Raw genomic sequence first — 17,059 nt, 5'->3', positions numbered from 1 at the left:
TTAAAAAGTGGATTTTTAGATTTTCATTTAAAAGCCATCTCGCAAGACCACTTTAAAAAACCTAAATTCGGTATTCAGCAGAACGCGCATGAGCGGTCAGGCTTTCACCGCGCGCAAGTACAGAAGCGGTTTTGCCTAATTCTTTTGCTCCCGCTTTAGAACAGTTAATCAAGCTGGTGCGCTTTTGGAAGTCGTAAACTCCTAAGGGTGATGAATACCGCGCCGTACTCGACGTAGGCAGGACGTGGTTTGGCCCCGCGCAATAATCACCCAAGGCTTCTGCCGTGTAACGACCCATGAAGATCGCCCCAGCATGGCGGATGTGTTGGCTTAAGGCTTCGGGGTTTTCCACCGAAAGCTCCAAATGTTCCGGCGCGATGGTATTGGCGACTTCGGCGGCTTGCAGCAAGTCGTTGACTTTAATTAGTGCGCCACGATTGGACAAGGAGGTTCGGATAATGTCAGCGCGTTCCATAGTCGGCAGCAAGTTGTTGATGCTTTGCTTGACGGCTGCAAGATAAGCTCTGTCCTCGCTAATCAAAATCGCCTGGGCGTTCTCGTCGTGTTCGGCTTGGGAAAATAAATCCATGGCAATCCAGTCGGGATTGGTAAGGCCGTCGCAAATAATCAGGATTTCCGAAGGGCCAGCAATCATGTCAATACCCACCTGACCGAACACAAGTTTCTTGGCGATGGCAACATAGATATTGCCGGGGCCGACGATTTTTGCAACAGGGGGAATGGTTTCTGTACCGTAAGCCAGCGCGGCAATGGCTTGTGTGCCGCCTATGGTGAATATCCTATCGACACCTGCCAGATAAGCGGCTGCCAATACCAGTTGGTTGCTTTCGCCTTTGGGCGTTGGAACCACCATAATCAATTCGCCGACCCCTGCCACTTTGGCGGGGATGGCGTTCATCAACACAGAAGAAGGATAAGCGGCTTTGCCGCCCGGCACGTACAGTCCCACGCGATCCAGCGGCGTAATCTTTTGTCCCAATACCGTACCGTCGGCTTCGGTATAATCCCAGGATTGCAGTTTTTGATGTTCGGCATAAGCGCGAATCCTGTCCGCTGCGGTCTGCAAGGCTGCGGCTTGGTTTGTTGGTATCGCTTCAAAAGCGGATTTCAAGCTGGCTTGGCTTAACTCCAGCTCAGATGCAGCACTAACTTGGCGGTGGTCGAAGCGGTTTGTGTAAGCAATAACGGCTTTGTCGCCATTGCTACGTACGTCGGCAATAATATCGAGAACTTGCCGATGAATATCAAAATCTTCCGTTTCATTCCAAGCCAGCAATTGCTGCAATTGCCCAGCAAAATCTGGGGATGCGGCATCAAGTTCGGTGATTGTAATCTCTGACATAGGCTTACCTTTTGGCGAGCGTTGCTTCAAATTGTTCGAGCAATTTGGCTATGGCGTGATTTTTCATTTTCATGGCAGCTTTGTTGACCACAAGCCGTGAGCTAATGTTCATTATTAATTCCCGTGGCTCCAGGTTATTGGCGCGTAGTGTGTTGCCGGTATCGACCAGATCGACGATGCAATCGGCTAGGCCAACCAGCGGCGCAAGTTCCATCGAGCCGTACAGCTTGATGATTTCAGCCTGTATGCCCTGGCTGGCAAAATAGCGTTGAGCGATTTTGACGTATTTGGTGGCGACACGAATCCGTCCTTTGGGTATTGGTGCGTCCTTATGTGCCGCCGTCATCAAGCGGCATTTAGCAATACCCAAATCCAGGGGTTCATAAAGGCTTTCTGCGCCGTGTTCCAGGAGGATGTCTTTGCCTGCTATGCCCATGTCGGCTGCACCGTATTCGACGAAGGTGGGGACATCGGTGGCACGGATGATGACGAGTTGCACGTCGTCCCGCGTTGTGGATAGGATCAGTTTGCGGGATTTTTCGGGATCATCTGTGGGCGTAATGCCAGCCGCTTCCAAAAAAGGTAAAGCTTCTTCGTAAATTCTGCCTTTAGATACAGCAATTGTTAGCATAAAATTAGTTTGGTACTCGACGTATAGTTGCGCCTAATTGCGACAGCTTTTCTTCAATGTGATCATAACCACGGTCTATATGATAAATTCTGTCTACCCGTGTATCACCCTCGGCGGCAAGCGCGGCGATGACTAGACTGGCTGAAGCCCTTAAATCGGTAGCCATAACAGGTGCGGCAGTTAGCTTTTTGACACCGGTACAGATAGCGGTATTCGATTCCAGCTTTATATCTGCGCCCATACGTTGCAGCTCTTGCACGTGCATAAAGCGGTTTTCAAAAATTGTCTCGGTAATAATGCCCACGCCGTTTGCGATTGTGTTCATTGCAATGAACTGGGCTTGCATATCAGTTGGAAAAGCGGGGTAAGGTGCAGTACGTAAAGACACCGCTTTCGGCTTGTTACCGTGCATATCGAGAGCAATCCAGTCCTCGCCTGAGGTAATTTCAGCACCCGCTTCAATCAGCTTGTCCAGAACAGCATCCAGAATATCTGGACGGGTATTTTTGAGTTTGACCTTGCCACCAGTAATGGCAGCAGCGACCAGATAAGTACCTGTTTCTATTCTGTCGGGCAGGATGTCGTAATGAATGGATTCTAACCCCAGTTTTTCAACACCTTCAATAACTAACACATCCGTGCCAATACCGGTTATTTTTGCTCCCATTTTATTGAGAAAGTGTGCTAAATCAGTGACTTCTGGCTCTCTTGCCGCGTTTTCCATAATGGTAATGCCTTCCGCCAAGGCAGCCGCCATCATCAAATTTTCCGTACCAGTAACTGTTACCTGATCGAGAACTAAACGACAGCCTTTTAGCCTCTTGGCTTTGGCATGAATATAGCCACCTTCGACGGTAATGTCTGCGCCCATCTTGATAAGACCACTGATGTGGATGTCCACCGGACGTGTGCCGATAGCACAACCACCTGGCAAAGATACATGAGCCTCGCCAAAACGTGCCAGCAAAGGCCCTAAAACCAGTATAGATGCCCGCATAGTTCTAACCAGCTCATAAGGTGCTTCATAGCTGTTGATGGTGCTGCTGTCCACCTCGATATTCATTTTCTCATCCACCATCAAGCTCACACCCATTCGACCCAATAGCTCCATCGTGGTTGTAATATCATGAAGATGCGGGATATTTCCAATGCTGACAGGTGCATGGGAAAGTAGTGTTGCCGCCAAAATGGGCAATGCGGCATTTTTAGCACCGGATATGCGAATTTCGCCGCAGAGTTGATTGCCGCCAGTAATGATTAATTTATCCATAGTGTGTTATTTTTTGATTATCTACGCAGGCTATTCTGTGACGGCTAACCCAGACTTAGCTGAAATAAAATAACTTGTTTTATCAAGTCCACTTAATTTAGCCAGATTTAAGAGTTGCTCGGGAATATTTCTAAAGCGCAATTGTACTCTTTTACTGCGGGAATATTTTACCCATTCAATCATTAACGCGAGTCCAGCACTGTCAGCATTGCCAACGCCACCTAAATCAACAGTGATTTGTTTGGACGTGGTTAAAAATGCAAATGAGCTGACGGTTTTTTTATCCATCGCAGAAAAAGTGAGATCACCATCGACAATAAAATTCCCTGAACCCTCATTAACAATGCTCAGTTTGCTCATTTCTTTTCTTCGGCGGATTTAAACAGAAACTGACCGATGGCTTTTTCGAGAATAATTGCCGATTGAGTGATTTCTATGTTGCTATTTTGTTTTAAATGCTCGCTAGAGCCACCGGGTTCTAAGCTGACATACTGTTCACCTAGTAATCCGGCTGTGAAGATGCTGGCTGTCGTATCATCGGGAATGCTGTTGTATTGTGCATTTATCCGCATTTTAACCACGGATTCGTAGGTTTTTGGGTCAAAACTGATGTCGCTGACCTGACCGATTTTGACCCCAGCGGCAGAAACGGGCGATTTAACTTTTAATCCGCCGGAATTCTCAAAACGTGCGGTAATGGTATAGCCTTTTTGTTCCGTAAATGAACTTAAGTTGCTGACTTGTAAGGCAAGAAAAAATAATCCGGCAATACCAGCCGCGACAAAAAGTCCGACCAGCGTGTCCTGAGTATTGCTGTGCTGCATGTTAATCGTCTCCAAACATAAGTGCGGTGAGGATGAAATCCAAACCTAAAATACTGAAAGCGGAATTTACTACGGTACGCGTGGTTGCGCGGCTAACACCTTCGGAAGTAGGGATAGCATCATAGCCTTCAAACAAGGCGATCCAGCTGGTCACAAAGCCAAACACCAGGCTCTTGATAACGCCATTAATAATGTCATCCTGAAAATCAATCTTAGCCTGCATTTGCGACCAATAAGCACCTTCGTCAACGCCTAACAAACCGGATCCGACAATTTGTCCGCCAATTATGCCAATAGCACTGAATAAGGCCGCCAACAACGGCATGGAGATAACACCTGCTAGGAAGCGGGGCGATATGATGCGCTTGATTGGATCGACCGCCATCATTTCCATGCCAGACAATTGTTCCGTCGCTTTCATCAGGCCGATTTCCGCCGTCAAGGCCGAGCCAGCGCGTCCGGCGAATAGAAGGGCAGAAACTACCGGCCCCAATTCGCGTACTAACGATGCGGCAACCATCACGCCCAAGGTTTCCTCCGCACCAAAATCGGATAGGATGTAAAAACCCTGCAAACCCAACACCATACCGACAAACAAGCCGGAAATAGAAATAATCAAAAAGGATAATACGCCCACTGAATAAAGCTGCTTAAGTAGCAGTCGAGGGCGCGGCAGTATCTCGATAATCCCAGTGATCGTTTGCACAAGGAAAAACGTTGCGCGTCCCAGCTTGGTAAAGCTGCCACGGGTATTTCTACCTAAAGTTTGAATAAAATCCATCATGTTTAAGCAGCAAACCTAATAACGTTTTCCGGTGGACATCAAATCGTCCTGTAAATCTTTGGCAGGATAATGAAAATGCACGGGACCATCGGCAGAGCCGTCCATAAACTGCTGGACCCATTCTGACGATGATTGTTTTATTTCTGTAGGCGTGCCTTCACCAATCACTTTTCCGTCCGAAACCACATAAATGTAATCGGCAATCGCCGAGGTTTCATGCACATCATGAGATACGATTATGCTAGTCAGGCCTAAAGTAGCGTTTAACGACTTGATAAGATGCACCAATACCCCTTTGGAGATGGGATCTTGCCCAGTAAATGGTTCATCGTACATAATCATCATCGGATCCAGGGCGATAGCCCGTGCCAAAGCAACTCGTCTCGCCATACCGCCCGAGAGCTCGTTCGGCATCAAGTTTCTTGCACCGCGCAAGCCAACTGCTTGGAGCTTCATCAAAACCAGCGTTCGGATCATGGATTCAGAAAGATGGGTATGTTCACGCAACGGAAAAGCCACATTATCGTAAACATTCATATCTGTTAGCAACGCGCCACTTTGGAACAACATGCCCATGCGTTTACGTAACACAAACAGTTCGTTTCTGCGTAAACGGTGGACATTGCTGCCATCCACCGTGATAGAACCTTGAGCTGGTCGTAATTGCCCACCAATCAGCTTTAACAACGTGGTTTTGCCCGTGCCACTAGGCCCCATGATGGCGGTAATTTTGCCGCGCTCAAAATCCATGAACACATCTTTGAAGATTTTATTGTCACCCCGCGAAAACGATAAACCTCGGACTGCAACTAAACTGTTTTGGGAGCGAACACTATCACTCATATTTGGCAAGGGTTAATAATACGAATCGAAACACGGTATTGTCTATGACTACTCCCTTTTGAGTCAAACTTTAAATAAAGAATTCATAGCTGGCTTTCGTTCAATTCAATGAATTCAAGACGAGGCAGTCACTGTAGTAACGGAGTAACAGGTTAAGGTTGAGCAATGCTCTGCTTTCCTTGAGGAAAATTGCGGTAATTACGGCTTTAAATTTTGCCAACTTTATTTTTAGTGTCCGAACAATCAATACTAAACCGCTCCACCCGCTCACCCAACTTCAATGCCGTCAACTGCCCACCCCAAAGACAACCTGTGTCGATAGCGTAGCAGTCGTGTCCTTCGTAATAACCCAAGCTAGACCAATGCCCGAAGACAATCTTCATATCTAAGCTTTTCCGATTAGGTACAGCGAACCAGGGCATCAGGTGATTGGGCTGCGATCCTGGCGAGCCGTTAAAATTCATCTCCACCCTTCCTTCCGCATCGCAATAACGCATTCGGGTAAAGCAGTTAATGGAGAACCGCAAGCGCGGCGTGCCGTGCAGCATGGGCGACCAAATGTCGGGCTTATCGCCGTACATGGCTTTCAAAAGGATTTTGTAATCGTTGCTTTGTAAGGCTTTTTCAACCTCTTGTGCCATTTGTTTGGTCTGGTTAAAATCCCACTGCGGCGGAATACCAGCGTGTACCATACAAAACTGGTCATTGTGATGGAATAAGGGGCGATGCCGCAGCCAGTCGATTAATTCATCTCGGTCGGGCGCGGCTAACACTTCTTTGAGTGCTGCTTTGGTATTGCTTGATGGCACTGAACAGGCAGCAGCAAGCAGGTGCATATCATGATTGCCCAAAACGGCAATGGCTGAATCGCCTAATGATTTGATAAACCGTAAGGTTTCAAGCGACTTTGGCCCGCGGTTAACCAGATCGCCGACAAACCAAAGCTGGTCATTGTGTTCATTAAATGCAATGGTATCGAGTAGCCTTAATAGTTCATCGTAACAACCTTGCACGTCGCCGATTGCGTAGATCGCCATCTAATTAGTGCAATGTCCTTGGGATGGACAAGGTAAATTTGGGAATGCTGGCATTAAAATTAACGCCTTCATCGGAAATCATGGTGTACTGCCCTTGCATGGTGCCAACTGACGTTTCCAGCATCGCACCGCTGGTGTAACGGAAAGACTCACCTGGCTTAAGGTAAGGCTGTTCGCCGATCACGCCCTCGCCCCTGACTTCCTGAATTTTGCCGTTGGAATCGGTAATCAGCCAGTGCCGATTCAATAATTTTGCGGGGATTATGCCCGCATTAGTGATGGTGATGGTGTAAGCAAACACATAACGTCCTTCGTTGGGCGATGATTGCGCCTCAATAAAATGCGGAATTGCTTCAACTAAAATTTTGTTTTTTTCGGTCATTATCGGATGATACTGCTTATTTGCGGTTTGTTATAATTTAAGAGAACCTCAAAAACCCCCTCTCCAGGAGGAGAGGGCTGGGATGAGGAGAATAAAATCATGCGTTTATATCCCCCTCATCCCAGCCTTCTCCCTCAAGGGAGAAGGAGTAGGCGAATTTTGAATTTTTATAAGTTCTCTTAAGCCTATTAATATAAGCTTGCATTTTATAACAAAAATCGACTTAAAAATAATTCACCAATCTTAAAGACAGAAATAGGACTAAAGCATTGCACATTCATATTCTAGGTATTTGCGGTACTTTCATGGGCGGACTTGCGCTGATTGCGCGGGAACTTGGCTACCAAGTTTCAGGTTCTGACCAGAATGTTTATCCTCCCATGAGTACGCAACTGGAAGAGCAAGGCATCCACCTGATGGAAGGTTACAATGCCGAAAACTTGGCGAATAAGCCTGATTTGGTCATCATCGGCAATGCCATATCGCGTGGCAATCCCGAAGTCGAAGCCGTCCTCAACCAAGGTATTCGCTACATCTCCGGGCCGCAATGGCTGTCCGAACACGTCTTGCAAAATCGGTGGGTGCTGGGCATTGCGGGGACGCACGGCAAAACCACGACCACCAGCATGTTAAGCTGGATTTTGGAACATAATGGCTTCAAGCCCGGCTTCCTTATCGGCGGAATACCGCTGAATTTCGGTATTTCCGCACGGTTGGGCGAGTCGGATTTTTTTGTGATAGAAGCGGACGAATACGATTCGGCATTTTTCGACAAACGCTCGAAATTTGTCCATTACCGCCCACGCACGGCAATCCTGAACAACCTGGAATACGACCACGCCGACATCTTCCCTGACCTGGATGCCATCAAAAAACAATTTCACCATCTGGTCAGGACAGTTCCCGGAGAAGGTTTGATCATCAGCCCTGCCTGCGAAAAGAATATAGACGACATCCTGGAAATGGGCTGTTGGACCCCTGTAGCACGAACTTCAATTAATGGTAACGCACAATGGAATGCCGAACTCGTCAAAGCCGACGGCAACCAGTTCAAAGTCAGCTTTGATGGCATTGAGCAAGGCTGTGTCGATTGGTCGTTAACTGGAGACCACAATGTTTACAATGCGATGTCTGCCATTGTTGCCGCCAAACATATTGGCATCCTGCCTAAAGACGCAATCGCTGCATTAGCCGAGTTTAAAAACGTCAAACGGCGCATGGAAGTCATCGCCAAGATCAATGGTGTGACGATTTATGACGATTTCGCCCACCATCCCACCGCCATTGAAACCACCTTGGACGGTTTGCGGAAACAGGTTGGTCAAGAACGCATCATCGCCATCGTCGAACCACGCTCCAACACCATGCGCCTCGGCGTTCATACAGAAACCCTGGCACTGTCCTTACACGATGCCGACAAGGCCATATTGTACCAACCGGACAACCTGGGCTGGGACTTAAGCGGCCTGCTTAAATATGCCGAGAATATTGAAATCTGTCGGACGCTGGATGAAATCATCGAAAAACTCAAATTGGAAGCGAGTTATGGCGGACATTTTGTGTTGATGAGCAATGGCAGTTTTGGGGGAATTTATCAAAAGTTGCAGGAAGCACTGAGCTAAATAAACATCTCATGCACAACATGGAAACGATTCAGCTCCGCCGTAATCCTAGTTTAACGACCACCTGGATGTGGATAAGATTTTGATGCAGCCTAGCTTTGCATTGCCTAAAATTATTACACCCTCAGCAAATGCCCGACATTACCCAAAAGCCTTTACGGGACTGAGGCATCTATGGGCAAATTTGAATCTGAAATTATTGATGCCAAAGAACATATCGCCTGTAATATGCCATGAAATCCTATAAACACCAGCCTGAACCGCACCAAACCACACTACCGACAGGCATCCCCTATATAGTGGCGAATGAAGCGGCAGAACGGTTTAGCTATTATGGGATGAGGGCTATTCTGGTTGTGTTCATGACACAATATATGACAAACAGCATGGGCGCATTGGCGGTCATCTCCGAACAAGAAGCGCAAGGCTATTTCCACCTATTCGTGTCGGCGGTTTATTTTATGCCCATGTTAGGCGCGTTGGTGTCTGATGGCGTTTTAGGCAAATATCGAACCATCATTTTGCTATCTTTGGTTTACTGCTTAGGTCACTTAGCCTTGGCTATTGATAGTACACTTATGGGCTTACTACTTGGTCAGAGTCTAATTGCTTTGGGTGCTGGCGGCATAAAACCCTGTGTTTCTGCCCACGTTGGCGACCAATTTGGAGAGAATAATCAGCATCTGATTGGTAAAGTATTTAGCTGGTTTTATTTTTCTATCAACTTGGGGGCTTTTGCAGCCATGTTAATTAGCCCTTGGCTACTGCAACATTACGGTGCATCGGTAGCATTTGCAGTTCCAGGCGTATTGATGTTGGTTGCAACCGTTATTTTCTGGTCTGGACGTTATCAGTTCGTCCATATTAAGCCTGCGGGTATCGGCTTTATAAAAGCAATGTTCAGTCGATATGGAATGACAACTTTAGCAAAATTAGCGTCTGTTTACATCTTTATTGCCGTTTTTTGGGCACTTTTTGAACAAATTGGCTCATCGTGGATATTGCAAGCCCAAAAAATGGATCGCGTTGTCTTTGGGGTTGAATTGCTGCCATCACAAATTCAAGCAGCGAATCCATTGCTCATCATGTTACTGACACCGCTGTTCACTTACATCCTCTATCCCTTTTTAAATACCTTGTTTAATCTTACCGCTATAAGAAAAATGGGCATCGGGTTATTTCTCACAGTCATTGCCTTTGCTGCTGCCAGTCTTATTCAAATGCAATTAGACCAAGGCAATATCCCTAACATTAGCTGGCAGCTTATCGCCTACCTCATACTCACCTCGGCAGAAGTCATGATCTCCATTACTTGCCTAGAGTTCTCCTATCGACAAGCACCTAACACCATGAAATCATTCGTGATGGCATTTTATTTTTTGTCGATAGCCGTTGGCAATCTATTCACCAGCGCGGTCAATTTTTTTATTCACAATGCCGATGGCACCAGCAAACTCGCGGGTGCCAGCTATTTTTGGTTTTTTACTATTATAATGTTGATTACAACGGTATTATTCTTGTGGACAAGTTCGCATTTCCAAGAAAAAAACACTTTCTGCGATGACCTTGGCTAATATATCTTCTATACTCTAACGGACGAACTTTTACGTACTAATTGAGGCAATAATGAAATTTACACTGCTAACCTTGGGATTGCTTGTTTCCATGCCATTATCAGCGGGCGTTTATAAATGCACGGATGCCAGTGGCAATAAAACCTATCGCTCAAAACCCTGTGCGGAAGGACAAAACAAAGTCGAGCTGAATGTGAAAACAGGCGGTTCCACTGATCTTAATCAACAAGAAAACCAGAAAGCGTTGTCGCAACAAGAACAGGAAGCTAAAGAGGCACAAAAAAAACTTGAAGAACAAGATCTAATCCAAAAACAAACGCAATTAAAACAAAGTACTCTGGATGAAAGTGCTAAAAACCAGTTTTTGATAAAAAATAATCCCCAAAAATATTCAGCCTTTGCCATTCCGCCCTATAAGTTTGATGATTTAACACCCCTAGTTAAAATTTACCAAAATAGACTGCCAGATATTGAACGGTTTAGACGACAAGCGGCTGAAAAGTCGCTCGCCACAGGTCAATGTGGACGGGTTGAATCCGTGGAATTAAGTGATAAAAGTACGAAAGATGGGTTGGTAATCCTTGTGGATTGCAGCTCGGCGAAAAAATTCTATGTCTCTGAGCAGGAATTGGCAACAAATTCGCAATGATACCGCCGAAAACCATACTCATTACCGGCTGTTCGACCGGTATTGGCTATGCCACCGCTATTGAATTAAAAGCCCGTGGTCATAAAGTTATCGCAAGTGCGAGAAAAGAGGAAGATGTTGCCCGTTTGCAAGAAGAAGGTTTCCTGACCGTTCAGTTGGATTTGGCTGACAGTAAAAGCATTGCAAAAGCCGTCAAAAAAGCTTTAGAACTGACTGACAATGGCATTGACGTACTATTCAATAATGCTGCTTTTGGTCAGCCAGGAGCCGTCGAAGACTTAAGCCGTGAAGTCCTAAGATTTCAGTTTGAAACCAATGTGTTTGGCACGCATGAACTGACCAATCTGCTAATACCTATTATGCGTAAACAAGGTCATGGACGAATTATCTACAATAGTTCGATCTTGGGGCTGGTCGCCATGACCTACCGAGGTGCTTATAACGCCAGCAAATATGCCCTGGAAGGCTTGGCAGATACCTTGCGCTTGGAATTGCATGGCAGCAACATCTCGGTTTCACTTATAGAACCTGGTCCTATCCTGACCCATTTCAGGCAAAATTCTTTTACTTTATACAAAAAGAACATAGCTACCGAATCCAGCTTTCATAAAGCCACCTACGCACGTATGGAAGAACGCTTGCAAACAGAAGGCGCGGCAGTTCCGTTCACTCTTCCAGCCAAAGCCGTCGCGGATAAGGTTATACATGCCGTAGAATCAGCAAACCCCAAAATACGTTATTTCGTCACTTTCCCCACCTATCTTTTTGCCTTCCTCAAACGTCTGTTGCCAGCATCCTGGCTGGATAAGCTGCTTAGAAGCGTTTAGTGCTATTCCAACAAGAGGCTTTTATCGATTGCCCTTATTGTGGTGAATCTATTACTGTTCTGGTGGATGATTCATCAGGGGAGCAAAGTTATTATGAAGATTGTTCAGTTTGCTGTGCGCCTATTTTATTCCTATTAACCGAGGATGAATTCGGTGACATTCATATTGATGTTAAAAGAGATGATGATTAGACAACCAATTTAATCCTGTTCTGTTGCCATCAATATTGATTTGTTAGTCTTCATCACCTAACTTTTTAGCCACTTTGGGGTAAAAGCTTACCAAACATGATAGAATCGCAAGCGGTGCATAATAATTGACCAAAACAACGCTATACACACTTGAGGATTAGTCCAAATATGAAAACCTTAAAAACAATCGTGCTTTCTTCCCTCATTGCTATGGCTATGGGTGCTTTTTCAACAGCCGTTCTAGCAGAAGCTGGTGAGGGCAGAGTTTCGTATTCACCAGCCGATGCTATTGACTTGGTAATCGGTAAAATCAAGGAAGCACAAGCTGCTGTCGCATCTGGTGCAAAAGGTGATGATGTTTACAAAATCATCAAACAAGGCATGGATTACAGCAAAGAAGTTAATGCAAACGACGTGGTTGACAGAGAACGCTCACGCGCTAACGAAATATTGAAAAAAGCCAGAACGATGGCGAAGAATAACTCAATGCAAGGTATCGAAGAACATTTGACAAAAGCAGCAAAAGCTTTTGAAGATTTGAAGCCATTGATTTAATTCAGAAAGCCATGTCAGTGTCGTTAGAACGCTGACATGGTTAATCTACTTGTTGCTTATAATTAATTTGATTTAATCAAATATCTTGAAACCCTACGTACTGGCATTCTTGTTGCGTACGTTCATCAGCATTCCATAAGTACACTTATATTAAATTGGGGGCAAGATCCTCAGTTCAAACATCTTTGCTGTCATCAGCCACTAAAATATTCAGTACTTTTTCCGTCAACTTATACAATACGCCATCAGTTTTCGTAGTAAATGCCTATAAATTCAATTACTTGAATCTTTTTGTCCTGAAGCCGTCTTTGTGCTTTCTTTTTTCTCTACTTTTTTATTCCACAGCCCATTGGTAGAGTAACAGTTCCAACCCCATTTCAGCCAGTTGAGCAGTGACGCTGCCAACCAGAACGACCAAACCAACATCAGCAACCTATAAGCCATAAGAGGAACAGATACCACAGTTGCTTGCGGCAAGGTAGATGGGCTGCGGTCTTGATACCAATTGAGGTTATAAGCGGAAGACTGGTTGCCCGTGATCTGCATATCTGGTGAACCGCCCAGTAAGCCCTGTTCCACCGCAAACACCAGTATTGCCAGGGAGAATACGGTGAACACGCCGATTATTACCTGTAACAGATTGAAGTATTTGAAATTGTTATTGGGTCGCAACCCGCGCCAACCCAAGACCATCAACCAGGCAACCACCAAGCATGCTGATTCCATTGGCACTTGGCTTAATCCGAGCAGCAATAGGAACCATTGCCAGTGTTTCAAGGGCGTTAACGGTATCTTGCCCAAACCCATAGACAAAATAACAATCACCACCAGCACACCCCAGAACAACACCGCAGGCCCCAGTTTTGGCCCCCAAACAAACAATACCCAGCGGTCTTGACCTAAACCGATATTAAGCCGGGTATTCACGCTTGGTTGCCCTAAATCAAGCTGTGGTGTTTTCGTGACACTTGAGATTTCGGACTGTTCTTGCCAACTTAAAGTCACATCCTGTTTGCCAGGATTAATCGGCAACATGAGCTTCCTGCCTTCTTGCCGTAGTGGCAACGTTTGCCCGTTTATCGCCACGGTTTGCAGCACGGCCTGTTCCGGCAATGTCAATGTATGTTGCGAACCTTGCGAACTCCTGATGCTCATTGTTAAATCCGCATCCAGTGCGCGTTTGCCCGGCCTTATTGATAACTGGCTGTTGTCTATGGTTAAAGTTTGCCCTTCCAGCGTCTTGGGGCGGGTTATTTGCAAGACCAATGTTTCGCTCGGCCAAGGATGCCATTCCGGTAGCCATTGTCCTTCGTTGTTGTTATGGATGACGGTAATCCCGCTGGCCTCAATATGCCAGATTGGGCTGACATCGGCTTTCCAAATTTCTATCCACTGGTTGGTTTGTGCGGCGGAAAACGTAACTTTTTCGGACTTTTCCAGCGTCGATTCCCACTGCATAACACCTTGTTGCGCGGGCATATTGACTTCGACTTTGCCGTTTTTGACATGGATACCAGGCGTTGTCACCGATTCCCCAGCCAATAAGGGAATCTCCACTACAACCGCAGAATCGGCTGGCGACAGCCTGATGACTTGGGTGATTACCCGCCAGTCCAAACCAAGTTGTAAAGTGCGTTCGAGCTTGACAAACGGTGGCAGAATCCCAGGCGCAAGGTTAGTGCTTTTAGCGGTATCGGCTTCCTTGCTGGTGCGGTTGAACTGTAATTGATTGTCTGCCTGACCGTTGTCTTGCAGTCCGCTAACAGTCCAGTTGGTTGCAGTGACCACTACGTGATTCGGCCTTAAGGGTAATGGCAAGGTAAATGTCGCTAATAACGGCGGCACACCACGAAGGACGACTTCATGCTTACCCTCCGGTACATTCAGCCAAAGGCCATTATTACTACGGTACAGCCCTAATGCGGCTTTGCCATCAACCGTAATTTGGTTGGGAAACCATTGTTCATAAGATGCGGGTAACGGCACGTTAACGGATTGTTGGGCGTGGATTTGTAAGGTAACTGCCAATACCTTATCGTCTATCGTCGCCTGCATGTGCGGAATCTGGGCGCAGTTAGGGAGACAGTCGGGGGCTTCCAGCAAGCGGTTTTTCAGTTCATCCAGCACTTCTTGTGTTGGGAAATCCGCGTAGGCTTTTTGGGTTGGCATAGCCATGAGCGGTAGCAGCAGTAACCACAATAAGGCAGGGGCTGCGGCTTTGAATTTGAAACTAAGCTTTTCAGCCAAACCAAACATGAGCATAGCCAGTACAGTGACCAAGGCAACCCGAATGAAATTCAACAACATCACGAGCGTGGGAGAGAGATACCATAAGCGCAACTCCTGCCCAGAATCCACCGAACCATTCCAGGACAAATGCACCTGGTGCCATTGCCACTGCGGCAAACCGGGGCCGGTCTGCACTTTGGCATCGGGATCGTAGCGGCTGAAATCGGTACTTAACTCGTATGATGGACTGGCTAAACCACTGGAAGCATATTTCCTTTTCTGTTCTGGCATGACGGATTTCGCCATTTCCTGTTCCTGCATGGGTTCGGCTGCGGGCGCGGCGGCATCCATTGCCGATGTCGCCTGGTTCATCACAATAGGCGTAGGGCTAGGCATGGTCGGAAACACCGCCTGTTGCCACGGATATTCCAACTGTGGATAAAGCCCCGTCCGCACTTGGTTGACCATAAACGGAACGACAATCAGGATTAAAGCCAGCCAAAACGCATTGCGATACCATGTGATGCCGGTCAAAAACTTGCCTTGCGGCAGTACCTTTAACAACGCCGTGGCTGCCAGGATATTGAGCCAGACATACTGGGGTGAACCCGCTTCATGCCAAATCAAAACCAGCGTCAACAAGGCAAACAACCCCCACAGCCGACCAAATAAGCGGCTGGTTGCCAATGCCGCAATCAACACCAAAAACAAATCCAGTAAGGTCCACCGTGCTATCCAAGTATCCGGCACATTATCAACCCCGCTGGTGGCGAGCAAACGCCAGCCTGGGGGTAAATTCAATTCCGCGTTCACTTGATTGAAATTTTGCGCCCAACCCACGGCGCTTATCGACCTAATATTGCCCACGCTACGGCTATCGGCATCCAGCGCAATCGTGCCTTTCCTGACTTCTACGCCCTGCTTGCCGGATCCCGTCAGGGTAATCAACTGGCTTTTGCCGTCCAGGCTGACCTTACCCAACTGCATTTCCGGCAAGGCATCCAGCCGCCAGCCCTTGGTCATTTTGCCGCTGATCGTGTCGTTGATGGTGTAACCCGCGCCGTCGAAATCCAGCCACAATTTCCGGTTGATCGACAGTTGGTTAGGCTCAGGTTCGGGATCGCCCCGACGGATGACTTTCAAGTCCATGTTTTCGCCCTGGTTGATTTTATACGTGGGCAAATGCCGCCATTCCTCAGGTGCATTGGTCTGGCTGGCATCAATCGACACCAGCTTTTCGACCTCAACAACACGTAAATCAGGACGGGCGTCAAACATCCAGATTTCCGAACTCGGCCAGTCTGGATTGCTTGCAGCCAAGGCAATGGCATTGGTTTCCTTGATACTTCTGGCTTCAATATCCACCTGCCAACGGCCTGGACGCACTTGTATCAATAACTGCCCATCTGGCTCAATACGAGCCGGCAGCGGACTTTGCAAACTCAATGGGATAAAATCGTTGAGGACGGGCTTCGCCAGTTTGACTTCGCGCTGCTCGCCTGAGACTTCCAGCACCAAGCGGGTCGTCACTTGCATCGGCACGTCATCGGCGATTTTCCTGAACACCTGGATGTCCAGGCTGTTTTGGACGTTCTCCGGTTTTTTTTGGCCGATGTCGTTTTCAGTCAACCACAGTTGCCCATCTCTGATGCTGGGCATGGGTATCGCTGCACTATTAATACTCAGGCTGATAAGCCCAGTATCTGCTGGAATACTTAGGCTTTCAGGAATCGCATCCCAAAAAAAATCGCCCTTGATGTGATAAGTGCCAGCCGCCAGTTTTATGGACGGAACGCCATTCCTGTCCAGCACGGTCGCAGCCTTATCATTGGAGGTGACATTTTGCGGCCAATGTTTTTGATCGCCCGGTAGCGTCACCCAGCTTTCCTTGTAGACATCCCAGCTAATCGCAAACGTGCCTTTAGTGGCAGTAAAATCCAAGTCCAACTGGCTAGGCCAGCTACAGCGTTTTTGCTCGTAACTGTTGTAGATGAATGGACAGGCAAGCTCAGGCTGATCTTGTAAGACCCAGTTAATCCAGGGTTTTAGGGGTTCAGGGACTTGTTCTGGGGTTAGTAGTTTGGCATGGGCGTAAGCAGTGAAAAATATACACAGTAATAAAAACGTGATTGTTCGGCCCATGACTGTCCTCCAAAAGAATAGTAACTTAAGAAACGGCGGATTCAACTCTGAAGTGCAATCGCCCTTAACAGGATATGAAGAAGGTTAGCTGATATAGTTTCAATCTTTTTTCAATCCGACCAAAGACGAGAAAGCA

The 17,059-nt window shown here is 46.9% G+C and carries 16 protein-coding genes; 6 read left to right on the top strand and 10 right to left on the bottom strand.

Annotation, left to right across the window (positions count from 1 at the left end):
• Nucleotides 1-61: 61 nt before the first annotated feature.
• The 9 genes from hisD to apaG form a co-directional block, all read right to left on the bottom strand.
• Nucleotides 62-1,363 carry a histidinol dehydrogenase gene (hisD, locus tag AC1YY3_RS00370; protein WP_482194232.1) on the bottom strand — a complete coding sequence of 434 codons (1,302 nt, stop codon included), beginning with the start codon at nucleotides 1,361-1,363 and terminating at the stop codon, nucleotides 62-64.
• A gap of 4 nt (nucleotides 1,364-1,367) precedes the next feature.
• Nucleotides 1,368-1,994: an ATP phosphoribosyltransferase gene (gene hisG, locus AC1YY3_RS00365; RefSeq protein ID WP_481824315.1), complete on the bottom strand. Its 627-nt coding sequence runs from the start codon at nucleotides 1,992-1,994 to the stop codon at nucleotides 1,368-1,370.
• A gap of 4 nt (nucleotides 1,995-1,998) precedes the next feature.
• The gene (gene murA / locus AC1YY3_RS00360; protein WP_481824314.1) at nucleotides 1,999-3,264 is read right to left on the bottom strand and encodes a UDP-N-acetylglucosamine 1-carboxyvinyltransferase; all 1,266 of its coding nucleotides are present in this window, start codon (nucleotides 3,262-3,264) and stop codon (nucleotides 1,999-2,001) included.
• Between the two features lie 30 nt (nucleotides 3,265-3,294).
• The gene (locus AC1YY3_RS00355) at nucleotides 3,295-3,624 is read right to left on the bottom strand and encodes an STAS domain-containing protein (protein ID WP_481824313.1); all 330 of its coding nucleotides are present in this window, start codon (nucleotides 3,622-3,624) and stop codon (nucleotides 3,295-3,297) included.
• Nucleotides 3,621-4,088: an outer membrane lipid asymmetry maintenance protein MlaD gene (gene mlaD / locus AC1YY3_RS00350; protein WP_481824312.1), complete on the bottom strand. Its 468-nt coding sequence runs from the start codon at nucleotides 4,086-4,088 to the stop codon at nucleotides 3,621-3,623. The genes AC1YY3_RS00355 and mlaD overlap by 4 nt, the downstream gene beginning before the upstream one ends.
• A gap of 1 nt (nucleotide 4,089) precedes the next feature.
• The gene (mlaE, locus tag AC1YY3_RS00345) at nucleotides 4,090-4,872 is read right to left on the bottom strand and encodes a lipid asymmetry maintenance ABC transporter permease subunit MlaE (RefSeq protein ID WP_481824311.1); all 783 of its coding nucleotides are present in this window, start codon (nucleotides 4,870-4,872) and stop codon (nucleotides 4,090-4,092) included.
• 15 nt (nucleotides 4,873-4,887) lie between these two features.
• Nucleotides 4,888-5,715 carry an ABC transporter ATP-binding protein gene (locus tag AC1YY3_RS00340; protein WP_481824310.1) on the bottom strand — a complete coding sequence of 276 codons (828 nt, stop codon included), beginning with the start codon at nucleotides 5,713-5,715 and terminating at the stop codon, nucleotides 4,888-4,890.
• A gap of 206 nt (nucleotides 5,716-5,921) precedes the next feature.
• Nucleotides 5,922-6,752 (bottom strand): symmetrical bis(5'-nucleosyl)-tetraphosphatase, encoded by an 831-nt coding sequence (locus tag AC1YY3_RS00335; protein ID WP_481824309.1) that lies wholly within the window; start codon nucleotides 6,750-6,752, stop codon nucleotides 5,922-5,924.
• Between the two features lie 4 nt (nucleotides 6,753-6,756).
• Nucleotides 6,757-7,134, bottom strand: a complete 378-nt coding sequence (gene apaG / locus AC1YY3_RS00330; protein WP_481824308.1) for a Co2+/Mg2+ efflux protein ApaG — start codon at nucleotides 7,132-7,134, stop codon at nucleotides 6,757-6,759.
• A gap of 269 nt (nucleotides 7,135-7,403) precedes the next feature.
• Here apaG and mpl point away from each other — a divergent pair, with 269 nt between their 5' ends.
• The 6 genes from mpl to AC1YY3_RS00300 all read left to right on the top strand — a co-directional run bounded on the left by mpl (nucleotide 7,404) and on the right by AC1YY3_RS00300 (nucleotide 12,552).
• Complete coding sequence (gene mpl / locus AC1YY3_RS00325; RefSeq protein WP_481824307.1) at nucleotides 7,404-8,756, top strand: UDP-N-acetylmuramate:L-alanyl-gamma-D-glutamyl-meso-diaminopimelate ligase; 1,353 nt, start codon at nucleotides 7,404-7,406, stop codon at nucleotides 8,754-8,756.
• Between the two features lie 233 nt (nucleotides 8,757-8,989).
• Nucleotides 8,990-10,330 (top strand): POT family MFS transporter, encoded by a 1,341-nt coding sequence (locus tag AC1YY3_RS00320; RefSeq protein WP_481824306.1) that lies wholly within the window; start codon nucleotides 8,990-8,992, stop codon nucleotides 10,328-10,330.
• A gap of 52 nt (nucleotides 10,331-10,382) precedes the next feature.
• Complete coding sequence (locus AC1YY3_RS00315; protein WP_481824305.1) at nucleotides 10,383-10,979, top strand: DUF4124 domain-containing protein; 597 nt, start codon at nucleotides 10,383-10,385, stop codon at nucleotides 10,977-10,979.
• Nucleotides 10,976-11,806: an SDR family oxidoreductase gene (locus AC1YY3_RS00310; protein ID WP_481824304.1), complete on the top strand. Its 831-nt coding sequence runs from the start codon at nucleotides 10,976-10,978 to the stop codon at nucleotides 11,804-11,806. The genes AC1YY3_RS00315 and AC1YY3_RS00310 overlap by 4 nt, the downstream gene beginning before the upstream one ends.
• On the top strand, nucleotides 11,806-11,997 hold the full coding sequence (locus tag AC1YY3_RS00305) for a CPXCG motif-containing cysteine-rich protein (protein WP_481824303.1): 192 nt from the start codon (nucleotides 11,806-11,808) through the stop codon (nucleotides 11,995-11,997). Before AC1YY3_RS00310 ends, AC1YY3_RS00305 begins: the two co-directional genes overlap by 1 nt.
• Before the next feature lie 168 nt (nucleotides 11,998-12,165).
• Nucleotides 12,166-12,552, top strand: coding sequence for a hypothetical protein (locus AC1YY3_RS00300; RefSeq protein ID WP_481824302.1), 387 nt, complete (start codon nucleotides 12,166-12,168; stop codon nucleotides 12,550-12,552).
• 273 nt (nucleotides 12,553-12,825) lie between these two features.
• On the opposite strand, the gene AC1YY3_RS00295 is transcribed toward AC1YY3_RS00300, so the two are convergent.
• Nucleotides 12,826-16,923, bottom strand: coding sequence for a hypothetical protein (locus AC1YY3_RS00295; protein WP_481824301.1), 4,098 nt, complete (start codon nucleotides 16,921-16,923; stop codon nucleotides 12,826-12,828).
• Nucleotides 16,924-17,059: the final 136 nt, after the last annotated feature.

Source organism: Methyloglobulus sp., assembly GCF_964779595.1.
This window is presented reverse-complemented; position numbering and strand designations above follow the sequence as displayed.